Below are 15,284 nucleotides of genomic sequence, written 5' to 3' on the forward strand. Positions count from 1 at the left end.
GCGCGACGCTCGCCACACCACCCTGCCCCCGCGGCGGGCCCCGCGCTAAGGTCGGCGCACACGGGACATTACTGATCGGTAAGGGGAGCGGAGATGCAGCTCGGGATCAACCTCGGCTACTGGGGCGCCGGGATGGACGCGGACAACCTCGCCGTCGCCCAGGAGGCCGACCGGCTCGGCTACGCGGTCTGCTGGGCCGCCGAGGCCTACGGCTCCGACGCGGCCACCGTGCTCAGCTGGGTCGCCGCCCAGACCGAGCGCATCGACGTCGGCTCGGCCATCTTCCAGATCCCGGCCCGCCAGCCGGCGATGACCGCGATGACCGCCGCGACCCTGGACTCCCTGTCCGGCGGCCGTTTCCGGCTCGGTCTCGGCGTCTCCGGCCCGCAGGTCTCCGAGGGCTGGTACGGCGTCAAGTTCGACAAGCCGCTCTCCCGCACCCGCGAGTACGTCGAGATCGTGCGCCGGGCGATGAGCCGCGAGCGCCTGTCGTTCGAGGGCGAGCACTGGACGCTGCCGCTGCCCGGCGGCCCGGGCAAGCCGATCAAGCTGACCGTGCACCCCGAGCGCGAGCACATCCCGCTGTACATCGCCGCGATCGGCCCGAAGAACCTGGAGCAGACCGGCGAGATCGCCGACGGCGCACTGCTGATCTTCCCCTCCGCCGACCACCTGGAGGACACCGCGATCCGGTATCTGCGCGCCGGACGCGAGAAGGCCGGCCTGACCATGGACGGCTTCGACGTCGCGCCCACCCTGCCGCTCCACCTCGGCGACGACAAGGACGTGACCGGCCTCGCCGACGCCTTCCGCCCCTACACCGCGCTGTACGTCGGCGGCATGGGCAGCGCCAAGCAGAACTTCTACAACCAGCTCGCCCGGCGCATGGGCTACGAGCAGGCCGCCGCCGAGGTCCAGGAGAAGTACCTCTCCGGCGACAAGCAGGGCGCCGCGGCCGCCGTACCGCACGACCTGATCGACGCCACCACCCTGCTCGGCTCCGTGGACCGGATCGCCGACCGGATGAAGGCCTACGCGGCCGCCGGTGTCACCACCCTGAACCTCAACCCGGCCGGCTTCACCCTGGACGAGCGCGTCGCCGCACTGCGCGCCGGTGTCGAGGCCCTGGAGCGCGCCGGCCTGGCGTAGCCGACAGGGTCCGGACAAGCACTACGGCCGTGGTGGGGGCTCGGGGGTCTTCCCCGCCACGGCCGTCATCCGGAACAACGCGCCCGGCGCCCCCGGGTTACGGCCTTTCCCGACCCGGACGTTCCCCCGTCCGGCGGAGCCGTGCGACACCCGTGTTGCAGCACCTCTCCCACCCCACTTGACTCGTTCTTTGCGGAGACCTGCAGAGAGGTGCCCCAGATGCTTTCGCCGAAGAATCTGTTCCAGGAGATCCTCGACAACGACGAGTCCTTCGCGCTGTTCTGCTCCATCGCCGCCGGCGGAGAGTCACAGGGGGGCTGGGAGAACGGCCGCATCGCAGCGCTCGTGCCGCAGAGCGAACGCGCCATGGCCCCCAAGATCGCCCGGCACGGCGCCGACGAGGACAAGCACGGCCGCATCTTCCACGCCCTCATGCGAAAGCGCGGCCTGCGACCGGTGCCGGTGCCGGACGAGACCGACTACACGATGCTCCTGGAGAAGCACGGCATCGGCCTGTCGCACGACAAGCTCAAGGCCGACCGGCCGCTCACGGCGGAGGACATCGTCGTCTACCTCGCGCACAGCCGGGTCACCGAGCAGCGCGCCGCGGAGCAGATGCTCATGCTCCGCACGTACTTCGCCGACCACCCGGACGTCGGCAAGGCCGTCCGGATGATCTCCGCCGACGAGGACAACCACCTGGCCTACACGCACGAGGAACTGCTGCGCCTCGCGGCCGCCGGACACGGCCGGCTCATCCAGCGCACCCTGCGCGCCTGCGCCCTCGCCGAGATCCGCATCTACCGCGACGTCAGCCTCGCCGTCATGGCACACATGGGCCGCATCCTGGGCTGGTCCCGCGCGAAGGCCGCGCTGCTCGCCGCAGGCATCCACGCGGTGTACGCCTGGGAGCGGATCGCGGGCTGGCACCGCATGGTGTCCCTGCGCATGCCCGAACGCCGCGACGCACTCGGCGGCGCCCCCACCACGGCCCCCGAGTTCGCCTGACCGTGCCGCGCGCACCCACTCACCGCGCCGGTGTCACATCCAGCCCCGCCGCTTGAACAGCCGGTACAGCAGCACCACCAGGCCGACCATCACGATGATCACCGCCGGGTACGACCACACCCAGTGCAGCTCGGGCATGTGGTCGAAGTTCATGCCGTAGATCCCCGCGATCATCGTGGGCACCGCGGCCATGGCCGCCCACGCGGAGATCTTCCGCATGTCGTCATTCTGCCGGACGCTCATCTGCGCCAGGTGCGCCGAGAGTATGTCCGACACCAGCCGGTCCAGCCCTTCCACGGACTCGTTCACGCGCGTGAGGTGGTCGCTGACGTCACGGAAGAACGGCCGCGCCTTGTCGTCCACGAACGGCACCTTCCCCCCGTACTCGCCCGCGCCCGCCATCCGGCTCAGCGGCTTCGCCAGCGGTCCGGTCGCCCGCCGGAACTCCAGCACCTGCCGCTTGAAGGTGTAGATCCGCGACGCCGTGTGCCGGGTGCCGCCGCCGGACGGCGAGAACACCTCCGTCTCCAGCTCCTCCAGATCGGTCTGCAGTTCCGTCGCCACCTCCAGATAGTGGTCCACGACGGCGTCGGCGATGGCGTACACCACCGACGTCGGCCCCTTGCCGAGCAGCTCCGGCTCGTGCTCCAGCCGCTGCCGCACCGCCCCCAGCGGCGCCCCCTCGCCGTGCCGCACGGTCACCACGAAGCCGTCACCGAGGAAGACCATGACCTCGCCGGCCGAGACGGTGTCGCTCTCCTGCTCGTACACCACCGGCTTGAGCACCAGGAACAGCGAGTCGTCGTACACCTCCAGCTTGGGCCGCTGGTGCGCCTTCAGGGCGTCCTCCACCGCCAGCGGATGCAGACCGAACTCCTGGGTGACCCGGGCGAACTCCGGCTCGGAAGGCTCGTACAGCCCCACCCACACGAACCCGCCCGCGGCCCGTGCCTCCTCCAGGGCGTCGGAGAAGTCCCCGGGCCCCTCGGTCCGCCTGCCGTCGCTGTAGATGGCGCAATCGACGATCACGGAGCGCATTCTCCTTCCTGCGGGCCGACAGCGCAGCCCTGCGTACGCCTACCCTGGGGCGCATGCCCACGTTGATCCTCGTAAGGCACGGACGTTCCACCGCCAACAGCGAGGGCCTCCTCGCCGGCTGGACCCCCGGCGTCGCCCTCGACGAGCGCGGCAGCGCGCAGGCCGCGGCGCTGCCCGACCGGCTCGCCGCGCTGCCGCTCGCCGAGATCGTCACCAGCCCGCTGCAACGCTGCCAGGAAACCGTGGCGCCGCTGCTGGCGGCCCGCCCCGGCCTGACGCCGCACACCGACGACCGCATCGGCGAGTGCCACTACGGCGACTGGTCGGGCCGCAAGCTCGCCGAGCTGAGCGACGAGCCCCTGATGGAGGTCGTCCAGTCCCACCCCTCCGCGGCAGCCTTTCCCGGCGGGGAGTCCATGCGCGCCATGCAGACCCGCGCCGCCGAAGCGGTCCGCGAGTGGAACGCGCGCGTGGAGCGCGACCACGGCGCCGACGCGGTGTACCTCATGTGCTCCCACGGCGACATCATCAAGTCGCTCGTGGCCGACGCCCTCGGCCTGCATCTCGACCTCTTCCAGCGGATCTCCGTCGAACCGTGTTCCATCACCGCGATCCGCTACACCCGGCTGCGGCCCTTCCTCGTGCGCCTCGGCGACACCGGCGACCTCACCTCCCTCGCCCCCCGCGAGCAGCCGCCGGGCGACGACGCGACCGTGGGGGGTGGTGCGGGCGCACCGTGATCGTCGGCCGCAGTAGGGTGAAGCGGTCGCAGTAGCGCAGCGATCGCCCCTCACGATTCTTGGAGCTGGACGTGTCCCGTCAGGTGTTCCTCTACGACCAACCGGACCGCTTCGTGGCCGGTACGGTCGGACTGCCCGGGCGCCGTACCTTCTTTCTGCAAGCCAGCGCCGGCGCCCGGGTGACCAGCGTGGCACTGGAGAAGACTCAGGTCGCCGCGCTCGCCGAGCGCATGGACGAGCTCCTCGACGAGGTGGTGCGTCGCAGCGGCGGCAACGCCGCCGTCCCGGCCGTCGCGCCCGCCGAGATCGCCGACAGCGCCCCGCTGGAGACTCCCGTCGAGGAGGAGTTCCGGGTGGGCACCATGGCCCTCGCCTGGGACGGCGAGGAGCAGCGCATGATCGTCGAGGCGCAGGCCCTCGTGGAACTCGACGCCGAGTCCGAGGAGGACCTCGCCGAGGCCGAGGAACGCCTCCTGCAGGACGAGGAGAACGGGCCCCCGATGCTGCGGGTCCGCCTCACCGGCGCCCAGGCCAGAGCCTTCGCCAAGCGCGCCCTCGACGTCGTCAACGCCGGCCGGCCGCCCTGCCCGCTGTGCAGCCTGCCGCTCGACCCGGAGGGACACGTATGTCCGCGCCAGAACGGATACCGCCGCGGAGCGTGACCGCGGCGCAGCTCCTCGCCGAGGGGGAGCTGACCGTCCGCGGGCGCATCCGCGAGGCCTCCAACGCAGCCCTGTACTGCACGGTGGCCCTCGACGGCCGGGAAGCCGCCTGCATCTACAAGCCGGTCGCCGGTGAGCGCCCCCTGTGGGACTTCCCCGACGGCGCCCTGGCCCGCCGCGAGGTCGCCGCGTACGAGGTGTCCGAGGCGACCGGCTGGCACCTGATCCCGCCGACCGTGCTGCGCGACGGGCCCTACGGCGAGGGCATGTGCCAGCTCTGGATCGACGTCGAGCCCGAGGGCGCCGAACTCCTCGCCCTCGTCGACGGCGAGGAGCCGGAACCGGGCTGGAAAGCGATCGGCTTCGCCGACGTCGGCGAGGACCGCGCCGCCCTGCTCGTGCACGCCGACGACCCCCGGCTGCGGCGGCTCGCCGTCCTGGACGCCGTGATCAACAACGCCGATCGCAAGGGCGGCCACCTGCTGCCCGCCGCCGAGGGGCGCCTGTACGGCATCGACCACGGCGTCACGTTCCACGTCGAGAACAAGCTGCGCACCCTGCTGTGGGGCTGGGCGGGCGAGCCGCTGACCGAGGAGGCCGTCGAGGCCCTGACGCGGCTGCGCGCCGAGCTGAAGGAGGGCGGGCCCCTCGCCGAGCGGCTCGCGGGCCTGATCAGCCCCGCCGAGACGGACGCCACACGCGCGCGTGTCGAGGCGCTGCTCGCCTCGGGGAAACATCCCGAGCCGAGCGGGGAATGGCCCGCGATTCCCTGGCCACCCGTCTGACACGCCTCATCCCCTCCGACACACGCCGACTGCACATCCGCCGGGAAGACACAAGAGCGCCTTCCCGGCCATCCGGCCCGCTCCGGTTCGTATGTGAAACCCCGGTCCGGTTAGGCTCATGACATGCATGCCTGGCCCGCTTCCGAAGTCCCCGCCCTGCACGGTCAGGGCCGCGACCTGAGGATCCACGACACCGCGACCGGCCAGCTGGTCACCCTCCAGCCCGGTCCCGTCGCCCGTATCTACGTCTGCGGCATCACCCCGTACGACGCCACCCACCTGGGGCACGCGGCGACCTACAACGCGTTCGACCTCGTGCAGCGCGTGTGGCTCGACACCAAGCGGCAGGTTCACTACGTCCAGAACGTCACGGACGTCGACGATCCGCTGCTGGAGCGCGCGGAGCGGGACGGCCTCGACTGGGTCGCCCTCGCCGAGAAGGAGACGGCCCTCTTCCGTGAGGACATGACGGCCCTGCGGATGCTGCCGCCGCAGCAGTACATAGGCGCCGTCGAGGCCATACCCGGCATCGTCCCGCTCGTGGAGCGCCTGCGCGATCTCGGCGCGGCCTACGAGCTGGAAGGCGACATCTACTTCTCCGTCGAGTCCGACCCGCACTTCGGCAAGGTCTCCAACCTGGACGCCGCCGCCATGCGGCTGCTGTCCGCCGAGCGCGGCGGCGACCCGGACCGCCCGGGCAAGAAGAACCCGCTCGACCCGATGCTGTGGATGGCCGCCCGTGAGGGCGAGCCCAGCTGGGACGGCGCCTCCCTCGGCCGGGGACGCCCCGGATGGCACATCGAGTGCGTGGCCATCGCCCTGGACCACCTCGGCATGGGCTTCGACGTCCAGGGCGGCGGCTCCGACCTCGCCTTCCCGCACCACGAGATGGGCGCCTCGCACGCCCAGGTGCTCACCGGCGAGTTCCCCATGGCCAAGGCCTACGTCCACGCCGGCATGGTCGCCCTGCACGGCGAGAAGATGTCCAAGTCCAAGGGCAACCTGGTCTTCGTCTCCCAGCTGCGCCGGGACGGCGTCGACCCCGCCGCCATCCGGCTGTCGCTGCTCGCCCACCACTACCGCGCCGACTGGGAGTGGACCGACCAGGTCCTCGCCGACGCCGTCGCCCGGCTCGGCCGGTGGCGCGCGGCGGTCTCCCGGCCCGACGGCCCGTCCGCCGACGCGCTCGTCGAGGAGATCCGCGACGCCCTCGCCAACGACCTCGACGCCCCGGCCGCGCTGGCCGCCGTCGACCGCTGGGTCGCGCTCCAGGAGGAGCAGGGCGGCACGGACGCCGGCGCACCCGGCGTCGTCTCCCGCGCGGTGGACGCGCTGCTGGGTGTCGCCCTGTAAGGGCCTGCGGCACAGACGAAGGGCGGTGCGCCAGGCGCACCGCCCTTTTTCGTACTCCGCTCAGTCCTCCGCGTCGTCCTCGTCGTCCTTCGCACCGCCCGAGGCAGGCGGCTTCGGCGGACGCGCGCCGTCACGGCGTCGCAGATACCGCTCGAACTCCCGTGCGATCGCCTCGCCCGACGCCTCCGGCAGCTCCGCGGTGTCCCGGGCCTCCTCCAGCGTCTGGACGTACTCGGCCACCTCGCTGTCCTCCGCGGCCAGCTGGTCCACGCCCACCTGCCAGGCACGCGCGTCCTCGGGCAGCTCGCCCAGCGGGATCCGCACGTCGATCAGGTCCTCCAGACGGTTCAGCAGCGCCAGCGTGGCCTTCGGGTTGGGCGGCTGCGACACGTAGTGCGGCACCGCCGCCCACAGCGACACCGCCGGCACACCCGCGTGCGTGCACGCCTCCTGCAGGACACCGACGATGCCGGTGGGACCCTCGTACTTGGTCTCCTCCAGATCCATCCGCCGGGCCAGGTCCGCGTCGGACGTCGTCCCGCTGATCGGGACCGGACGCGTGTGCGGGGTGTCGCCGAGCAGGGCGCCCAGGATCACCACCAGCTCCACGCCCAACTCGTGCGCGAAGCCCAGCAGCTCGTTGCAGAACGAGCGCCAGCGCATGGACGGTTCGATGCCGCGGACCAGTACCAGGTCGCGCGGCTTGTCACCGCCGACACGCACCACGGACAACCTTGTCGTCGGCCACGTGATCTTGCGGACGCCGCCGTCCATGAACACCGTGGGGCGGTTCACCTGGAAGTCGTAGTAGTCCTCGGCGTCCAGCGCCGCGAACACCTCGCCCTTCCACTCCTTCTCCAGATGCGCGACCGCGGTGGAGGCGGCGTCGCCGGCATCGTTCCAGCCCTCGAACGCGGCCACCATGACCGGGTCGATCAGCTCGGGAACCCCCTCGAGCTCGATCACCCAGTGCCTCCTTCCGACGTGCCCTCGCTTGACCACCCAACCTTACGGCGTGCGGCGGGGGCGCCCGCAGCCCCCTTGCACGGGGGAGTGAACGGAACACTGCCCCGATCGCCACCCCGGAACACCCCGGCCCTCACCCGCTCTCCGCGTCGAACCACTCCTTGCCGGCCGCCCAGTGCCGCACCCAGCCGGCGAAGCCCGACTCGGCGGTCGTATGGCCGAACTCGGCGCCGAACGGGAGCGCCCCCACGTCCGTGACCTGCCATATGTGGCCGCGGTGCGGCCCGCTGACCACGAGATGCCAGTCCATGGCACAGCCGTCCGTACCGAGGACGACCGAGCCGTGGTGGAAGACCCGGTGGATGACGGCGTCCCGCTCGTCGTCCCCCTCGTCCTCCTCCCACAACCAGGCATTTGTCAGCGGGAACGGCTCGCTCAGGTCGCGGTCCGCCTCCTCACCGCCCCAGCCGGTGGGCAGCTCGGCCGGCCCCAGCAGCCCGTACGCCGGTGGGCCCTTGCGGGAGCCGCCCGTGATCTCCGCGACGAACGTGCGGTACGGCTCCGGCAGGACGATCCCGTGCTCCGCCTCGAAGGCGTGCACGGCCTCCCAGCCCAGCGCCGAGGCACCCCCGTCGTCGACTCCGAAAGCGGCCCGCAGAACGTCGAGTTCGGCCGGGTCCGCGTGATCGTTGCGCATGGCTCCATACCTATCAGCCGGCACCGACAACGTCCGCGGCAGGCGAAAGGGGCGACCCCGTGCGGGGAGCCGCCCCTTTGCCGGCGCAGGGCCGTCCGGCCGTCGAACCTGAGCCGGCCCTACTTCTTGTCGAGCAGGTCCTGGACCTTGCCCCGCACCTCGTCCGTGGCCAGGCCGCGGATCGTCAGCGTGGTGCGGCGGCGCAGCACGTCGTCCGCCGTCTCGGCCCACTCGTGGTCACGGGCGTAGACGACCTGCGCCCAGATCTCCGGGGCGTCGGGGTGGACCCGCTCGCCCAGCTCCGGGTTCTCGTTGGCCAGCCGGGCGATGTCGAACGCCAGCGAGCCGTAGTGCGTCGCCAGGTGCCTCGCGGTGTCGGCGGCCATGCGCGGGCCCGGCGCCGGGCGGTCGACCAGCAGGCGGTGCGCGACCGCGCGCGGGTTGGCGACACCGGGCAGCGGCAGCTTCTTCGGCAGCGAGGCGATCGGCTCGAAGTCGTCGCCCAGCGGGTGGCCCGGCAGCGCCTCCAGCTTCTTCATCACGGTGCGGCCGATGTGGCGGAACGTGGTCCACTTGCCGCCCGCCACGGACAGCATGCCGCCCCTGCCCTCGGTCACCACCGTCTCGCGCTTGGCCTTGGCGGTGTCACCGGGACCGCCCGGCAGCACCCGCAGCCCCGCGAAGGAGTACGTGATCAGATCCCGGCTGAGCTGCTGGTCGCGAATCGAGAACGCGGCCTCGTCCAGGATCTGGGCTATGTCCCGGTCGTTGACCGCGACGTCCGCCGGGTCGCCCTCGTACTCCTCGTCGGTGGTGCCGAGCAGCAGCATGTCCTCCCAGGGGAGGGCGAAGGTGATGCGGTACTTGTCGATCGGGGTGGCCAGCGCCGCCTTCCACGGCGAGGTCCGCTTGAGGACCAGGTGCGCACCCTTGGACAGGCGGATGGACGGCGCCGCGTTCGGGTCCTCCATCCGGCGCAGGTGGTCGACCCACGGGCCGGTCGCGTTCAGCACCAGACGGGCGCTGACTCCGAACTCGTCGCCGGAGAGACGGTCGCGCAGCTCCGCGCCGGTCACCCGGCCCTTGGTGAAGCGCAGACCCGTCACCTCGGCGTGGTTCAGGACGACCGCGCCCGCGTCGACGGCCGCGCGGACCGTCATCAGCGCCATGCGCGCGTCGTTCATCTGGTCGTCGCCGTACACGGCCACGGCCTTGAGGTTGTCGGTGCGCAGCTCCGGCACGTCCTGCGCCGCCTTGGCGGGGGAGAGGAGGTGGCCGACGCCGTCACCGAACGCGGAGAGCGCGGAGTAGGCGAAGACGCCCGCGCCGAGCTTCGCCGCGCCGTGCGGCCCGCCCTTGTACACGGGGAGGTAGAACGTGAGCGGGTTCGCCAGGTGGGGCGCCACCTGACGGGAGACCGCACGGCGCTCGAAGTGGTTCTCCGCCACCAGCTTCACCGCACCGGTCTGCAGGTAGCGCAGGCCGCCGTGGAGCAGCTTGGACGAGGCGGAGGAGGTGGCGCCGGCGAAGTCGCCGGCGTCGACCAGAGCCACCCTGAGGCCGGACTGCGCGGCGTGCCAGGCCGTCGAGATGCCGAGGATGCCGCCGCCGATGACGAGCAGGTCGTACGACGCCTTGGAGAGCTGCTCCCGGGTCTCGGCTCGGCTCGGGTTCGAGCCGGAGGCCGGGTGCGTGCCCAGTGCAGGTACGGAACTCAGGGTGGACTGCGTGGTCATAGCGGGTATTACTCCTCGTCCTCGAGCCAGCCCATGGTCCGCTCGACGGCCTTGAGCCAGTTCTTGTACTCACGGTCGCGGGTCTCCGCGTCCATGCGGGGGGTCCACTCGGCGGCCCGGCGCCAGTTGGCACGCAGGTCGTCGGTGCTGTTCCAGAAGCCGACGGCGAGACCGGCGGCGTACGCGGCGCCCAGGCAGGTGGTCTCGGCGACCATCGGGCGCACGACGGGGGCGTCCAGCACGTCCGAGAGCGTCTGCATCAGCAGGTTGTTGGCGGTCATGCCGCCGTCGACCTTGAGGGTCACCAGCTCGACGCCGGAGTCCTTCACCATGGCGTCGGCGATCTCCCGCGTCTGCCAGGCGGTGGCCTCCAGGACGGCGCGCGCCAGGTGCGCCTTGGTGACGTACCGGGTCAGGCCGGCGATCACACCACGGGCGTCGGAGCGCCAGTGCGGGGCGAACAGGCCGGAGAAGGCCGGCACGAAGTACGCGCCGCCGTTGTCCTCGACGGACAGCGCGAGGGTCTCGATCTCGGCGGCCGTGGAGATCAGGCCCATCTGGTCGCGCATCCACTGCACCAGCGAGCCGGTGACGGCGATCGAGCCCTCCAGGGCGTAGACCGTTTCCTGGTCGCCGATCTTGTAGCCGACGGTGGTGAGCAGACCGGCGTAGGAGTTGATGATCTTGTCGCCGGTGTTCATCACCATGAAGGTGCCGGTGCCGTAGGTCGACTTGGTCTCGCCCTCGGAGAAACAGGTCTGGCCGAACAGGGCCGCCTGCTGGTCGCCGAGCGCCGAGGCGACCGGGATGCCGCCGAGCAGGTCGCCCAGCTTGCCGCCGGTGATCTCGCCGTAGACCTCGGCGGAGGAGCGGATCTCGGGCAGGATCTGCTTCGGGACGCCGATCGACTCGCAGATCTTGTCGTCCCACTCCATGGTGTGGAGGTTCATCAGCATGGTGCGGGAGGCGTTGGTGACGTCGGTGACGTGCTTGCCGCCGTTGACACCACCGGTCAGGTTCCAGATGACCCAGGTGTCCATGGTGCCGAAGAGGATGTCCCCGGCCTCGGCGCGCTCCTTGAGGCCCTCGACGTTGTCGAGCAGCCAGCGGGCCTTGGGCCCGGCGAAGTAGGAGGCGAGGGGCAGACCGGTCTCGCGGCGGAAGCGGTCCTGGCCGACGTTGCGGCCCAGCTCGCGGCACAGGGCGTCGGTACGGGTGTCCTGCCAGACGATGGCGTTGTGGACCGGCTCGCCGGTGTTCTTGTCCCACAGCACGGTGGTCTCGCGCTGGTTGGTGATGCCGATGGCCTTGATGTCGTCGCGGGTGATGCCGGCCTTGGCGACCGCGCCGGCGACGACCTCCTGGACGTTGGTCCAGATCTCGGTGGCGTTGTGCTCGACCCAGCCCGGCTTCGGGAAGATCTGCTCGTGCTCCTTCTGGTCGACGGAGACGATCCGGCCGTCCCGGTCGAAGACGATGCAGCGGCTGGAGGTGGTGCCCTGGTCGATGGCGGCGATGAAGGGGCCGGCGGTGTGCGCGTCGGTCACTGTGTGCTCCTGGAGGATCCGTCGTTGGGGGGCTGATGGATACGGCGCGTGCGGTGCTCGGTGGTCCGCGGGGACGTCTCGCTGTTCCTCACGAACATCCTGAGCTGGCTCCTACGCGAATGCGACGTTGTAGAGGCCTGCGGCGATCGCGCCGCCGATCAGCGGACCGACCACCGGGATCCACGCGTATGCCCAGTCCGAGCCGCCCTTGTTGGGCAGCGGCAGCAGGGCGTGCACGATGCGCGGGCCGAGGTCGCGGGCCGGGTTGATGGCGTAGCCGGTCGGCCCGCCGAGGGACAGACCGATCGAGACGACCACCAGCGCGGTGATCAGACCGCCCAGGATGCCCAGGCCGTTGCCCTTGTCGTTGAGGCCCTGGGTGAGGACCGCGAGGATCAGCACGACCGTGCCGATGATCTCCGTCAGCAGGTTCTGCACCGTGTTCCGGATCTCAGGACCGGTGGAGAAGATCCCCAGGACCGGGCCGGCGCCCTTCTCCTGCGCCTCGACGGCCTTGGCCGTGGTGGCCTGTGCGCCCGGACCGCCGACGATCTCCTTGTCGGTCAGGTGCGCCTGGAACTGGCCGTAGTAGGCCACCCAGACCAGCGCGGCACCGATCATCGCGCCGAGCAGCTGGCCGGCGAAGTACAGCGGGACGTTCGTCCAGTCACTGTCCTTGATCGCCAGGGCGACCGTCACGGCCGGGTTGAGGTGGGCACCGGAGAGCGGGCCCGAGATGTACACCGCCGTCATCACGGCGAAACCCCAGCCGAAGGCGATGGCGAGCCAGCCGGCGCCTCGGGCCTTGGAGGCCTTCAGGGTCACGGCGGCGCAGACGCCGCCGCCGAGGAGGATGAGAACGGCGGTACCTATGGTCTCGCCGATGAAGATGTCGGAGCTGGACACCCGCGACTCCTTTGTCCTTCGTCCAGGGGGGAAGCCGAACTCCCGGGTCCCGCCGGGGTTGCGGCGCCCTCGGGGGTGAGAGCGAATTCCGGCCCTTGGCGTTGTCACACTCTAGCGCGTATTGCCGGTAGGTGTTCGACAATGCCGACCGATGGACGGGAGTCTTGCTGCGCCTTCACAGGTGCGTCAAGAGGTCTGGGCAAGAGGTCTGGGTTCGAAAGCCCGATCGTTACTGATCGCTCCGCGCGGACGCCGCCGCGAGCGGGCGCGAACGAGGGCCGGAGCGCATCTCCAGCGCTCCGGCCCTCATGGTCGTACGACGTCTCAGAACCGCCCGGCGCCCAGGTCCCGCGACACCGCGCGGGCGCAGTCCCGCACGGCCGCGATCAGCTCGGGCCGCAGCTCCCCGTCCCGGCGCACCCGCTCCACGGCGCCGGTGATGCCCACCGCGCCCACCGGCATGCGCCGCCGGTCGTGGATGGGCGCGGCGATGGACGCGACGCCCTCCCAGGTCTCCTCCACATCGGCCGCGTAGCCACGCGCGCGGGTGACGTCGAGGAGGCGCTCGAAGCTCTCCAGGTCGCACACCGTGCGGTCCGTGAAGGCCTTGCGATCGGACTCCAGCGCCTCGCTGTGCGCCACCGGGTCGTACGCGGACAGCACCTTGCCCAGGGCCGTGGAGTGCAGCGGCTGCATGGCCCCGATCTCCAGCACTTGCCGGCTGTCGTCGGGCCGGAAGACGTGGTGCACGATCAGCACGCCCTGCTGGTGCAGCACGCCCAGGTAGACGCTCTCCCCGCTGGAACGGGCCAGGTCGTCCGTCCACACCAGGGCCCGCGCCCGCAGTTCGTGCACGTCGAGATAGGTGGTGCCCAGGCGCAGCAGCTCCGCGCCCAGCTGGTAGCGCCCGGAAGCCTCGTCCTGCTCCACGAAGCCCTCCTGCTGGAGGGTGCGCAGGATGCCGTGCGCGGTGCCCTTGGCGAGGCCGAGCGCGGAGGCGATGTCCGACAGGCCCAGGCGCCGCTCGCCGCCCCCGAGCAGCCGCAGCATCGCGGCCGCCCGCTCGAGCGACTGGATGTTCCGTGCCATCGCCGTCCTGCCTCCGTCCCCATCGACCGTTCACGCGCGGTGCTCCCACCGGCGTTCGGCAATGTCGAACACTACCGGTCCATGCCGACCTCCCGCCAATGGTCGGACGGTACTTGTTACGCCATGCACGGCGTGTCGGCCACACTGGGGTGTCCCCGGGACGCCTCGCATCGTCCCCGTCTGACGCCCCGCACCGCGTCCACCCCCCGACCGGGGGCGCGCGTCCCCTCGTCCGCCCCGTCCCCTTTCACCCGTTCGCCGTGGCGCCCGGACCCGCCCATGCGGCTGCTCACGGTGGCGCGCCTGGCGTCCCCGCCCGTCCGCCTCGTGGACGCTCTGCCCATCCTCGGCGCGTCCCGGTTACGCTGGCGCCGTGCGCCTCGCCTGAAAACCGCTGCGAAGCCGCATAGCCGACAGCCGTCGCATCCAAGGGAGCCCCTTCATGGCCTCGTCGCCGCTGACCCCTTCCGCCGACAGCCGGACCCGTGTGTCCGCGCTCCGTGAGGCGCTTGCCACCCGTGTGGTGGTCGCCGACGGGGCGATGGGCACCATGCTCCAGGCGCAGGACCCCACGCTGGAGGACTTCCAGCAGCTCGAGGGCTGCAACGAGGTCCTGAACGTCACCCGTCCGGACATTGTGCGCTCGGTGCACGAGGAGTACTTCGCGGCCGGCGTGGACTGTGTGGAGACGAACACCTTCGGCGCGAACCACACCGCGGCCGCCGAGTACGAGATCTCCGACCGGGTCTTCGAGCTGTCCGAGGCCGGTGCGCGCATCGCCCGTGAGGTGGCCGACGAGTTCACCGCCCGGGACGGCCGGCCCCGCTGGGTGCTCGGTTCCATCGGCCCCGGCACCAAGCTGCCCACGCTCGGCCACGTCGGCTACACCACGATCCGCGACGGCTACCAGGCCAACGCCGAGGGCCTGCTCGCGGGCGGCGCGGATGCGCTGATCGTGGAGACCACGCAGGACCTGCTGCAGACCAAGGCGTCCGTGGTCGCGGCCCGCCGCGCCATCGAGGCGGCCGGCCTGGATGTGCCGCTGCTGGTGTCAATGGCGTTCGAGACGACCGGCACGATGCTGCTGGGCTCGGAGATCGGTGCGGCGCTGACCGCGCTGGAGCCGCTGGGCATCGACATGATCGGCCTGAACTGCTCGACCGGCCCGGCGGAGATGAGCGAGCACCTGCGCTACCTCACCCGTCACTCCCGTATCCCGCTGCTGTGCATGCCGAACGCGGGCCTGCCGATCCTGACGAAGGACGGGGCGCACTTCCCGCTCGGGCCGCAGGGTCTGGCGGACGCGCAGGAGAACTTCGTGCGTGACTACGGGCTGTCGCTGGTGGGGGGCTGCTGCGGCACGACGCCGGAGCATCTGCGGCAGGTCGTGGAGCGGGTACGGGATCTGGCGCCGGGTGAGCGGGATCCGCGGCCGGAGCCGGGGGCGGCGTCGCTGTATCAGACGGTGCCGTTCCGGCAGGACACCGCGTATCTGGCGATCGGTGAGCGCACCAATGCCAACGGGTCGAAGAAGTTCCGTGAGGCGATGCTGGCGGGCCGCTGGGACGACTGTGTGGAGATGGCCCGCGAGCAGATCCGTGAGGGCGC

At 71.3% G+C, this 15,284-nt stretch carries 14 protein-coding genes; 7 read left to right on the forward strand and 7 right to left on the reverse strand.

The window, feature by feature from the left end; genetic code table 11:
• Window positions 1–93 precede the first annotated feature (93 nt).
• A complete protein-coding gene (locus ACZ67Q_RS33015; RefSeq protein WP_471189703.1) occupies window positions 94–1,149 on the forward strand; it encodes an LLM class F420-dependent oxidoreductase in 1,056 nt (351 codons plus the stop codon).
• A 219-nt stretch (window positions 1,150–1,368) separates the two neighbouring features.
• Window positions 1,369–2,157 carry a ferritin-like domain-containing protein gene (locus tag ACZ67Q_RS33020; protein WP_471189705.1) on the forward strand — a complete coding sequence of 263 codons (789 nt, stop codon included), beginning with the start codon at window positions 1,369–1,371 and terminating at the stop codon, window positions 2,155–2,157.
• 33 nt (window positions 2,158–2,190) lie between these two features.
• On the opposite strand, the gene corA is transcribed toward ACZ67Q_RS33020, so the two are convergent.
• Window positions 2,191–3,186: a magnesium/cobalt transporter CorA gene (gene corA, locus ACZ67Q_RS33025; RefSeq protein WP_471189744.1), complete on the reverse strand. Its 996-nt coding sequence runs from the start codon at window positions 3,184–3,186 to the stop codon at window positions 2,191–2,193.
• A 62-nt stretch (window positions 3,187–3,248) separates the two neighbouring features.
• Here corA and ACZ67Q_RS33030 point away from each other — a divergent pair, with 62 nt between their 5' ends.
• The 4 genes from ACZ67Q_RS33030 to mshC all read left to right on the forward strand — a co-directional run bounded on the left by ACZ67Q_RS33030 (window position 3,249) and on the right by mshC (window position 6,735).
• Entirely contained in the window at window positions 3,249–3,935 is a 687-nt protein-coding gene (locus ACZ67Q_RS33030) for a histidine phosphatase family protein (protein WP_471189707.1), read from the forward strand.
• A 71-nt stretch (window positions 3,936–4,006) separates the two neighbouring features.
• Window positions 4,007–4,597, forward strand: coding sequence for a DUF3090 domain-containing protein (locus tag ACZ67Q_RS33035; RefSeq protein ID WP_471189709.1), 591 nt, complete (start codon window positions 4,007–4,009; stop codon window positions 4,595–4,597).
• Window positions 4,561–5,382, forward strand: coding sequence for an SCO1664 family protein (locus ACZ67Q_RS33040; RefSeq protein ID WP_471189711.1), 822 nt, complete (start codon window positions 4,561–4,563; stop codon window positions 5,380–5,382). The genes ACZ67Q_RS33035 and ACZ67Q_RS33040 overlap by 37 nt, the downstream gene beginning before the upstream one ends.
• A gap of 123 nt (window positions 5,383–5,505) precedes the next feature.
• Entirely contained in the window at window positions 5,506–6,735 is a 1,230-nt protein-coding gene (gene mshC, locus ACZ67Q_RS33045; RefSeq protein ID WP_471189713.1) for a cysteine--1-D-myo-inosityl 2-amino-2-deoxy-alpha-D-glucopyranoside ligase, read from the forward strand.
• Window positions 6,736–6,795: 60 nt separating this feature from the next.
• Here the strand turns inward: mshC and ACZ67Q_RS33050 are convergent, their stop codons facing one another.
• The 6 genes from ACZ67Q_RS33050 to ACZ67Q_RS33075 all read right to left on the reverse strand — a co-directional run bounded on the left by ACZ67Q_RS33050 (window position 6,796) and on the right by ACZ67Q_RS33075 (window position 13,676).
• The gene (locus ACZ67Q_RS33050) at window positions 6,796–7,701 is read right to left on the reverse strand and encodes a PAC2 family protein (protein WP_471189715.1); all 906 of its coding nucleotides are present in this window, start codon (window positions 7,699–7,701) and stop codon (window positions 6,796–6,798) included.
• A gap of 133 nt (window positions 7,702–7,834) precedes the next feature.
• The gene (locus ACZ67Q_RS33055; protein WP_471189717.1) at window positions 7,835–8,398 is read right to left on the reverse strand and encodes an SMI1/KNR4 family protein; all 564 of its coding nucleotides are present in this window, start codon (window positions 8,396–8,398) and stop codon (window positions 7,835–7,837) included.
• Between the two features lie 119 nt (window positions 8,399–8,517).
• Entirely contained in the window at window positions 8,518–10,134 is a 1,617-nt protein-coding gene (locus ACZ67Q_RS33060) for a glycerol-3-phosphate dehydrogenase/oxidase (RefSeq protein ID WP_471189719.1), read from the reverse strand.
• A gap of 8 nt (window positions 10,135–10,142) precedes the next feature.
• A complete protein-coding gene (glpK, locus tag ACZ67Q_RS33065) occupies window positions 10,143–11,681 on the reverse strand; it encodes a glycerol kinase GlpK (protein WP_471189721.1) in 1,539 nt (512 codons plus the stop codon).
• Between the two features lie 111 nt (window positions 11,682–11,792).
• On the reverse strand, window positions 11,793–12,587 hold the full coding sequence (locus tag ACZ67Q_RS33070; protein ID WP_471189723.1) for an MIP/aquaporin family protein: 795 nt from the start codon (window positions 12,585–12,587) through the stop codon (window positions 11,793–11,795).
• A 324-nt stretch (window positions 12,588–12,911) separates the two neighbouring features.
• A complete protein-coding gene (locus ACZ67Q_RS33075; RefSeq protein ID WP_471189725.1) occupies window positions 12,912–13,676 on the reverse strand; it encodes an IclR family transcriptional regulator in 765 nt (254 codons plus the stop codon).
• Between the two features lie 442 nt (window positions 13,677–14,118).
• On the opposite strand from ACZ67Q_RS33075, the gene ACZ67Q_RS33080 reads away from it, so the two are divergent.
• Window positions 14,119–15,284: homocysteine S-methyltransferase family protein (locus ACZ67Q_RS33080; RefSeq protein ID WP_471189727.1), on the forward strand; the 1,166-nt coding region annotated here is incomplete at its 3' end.

Source organism: Streptomyces sp. NPDC036813 (assembly GCF_055609245.1).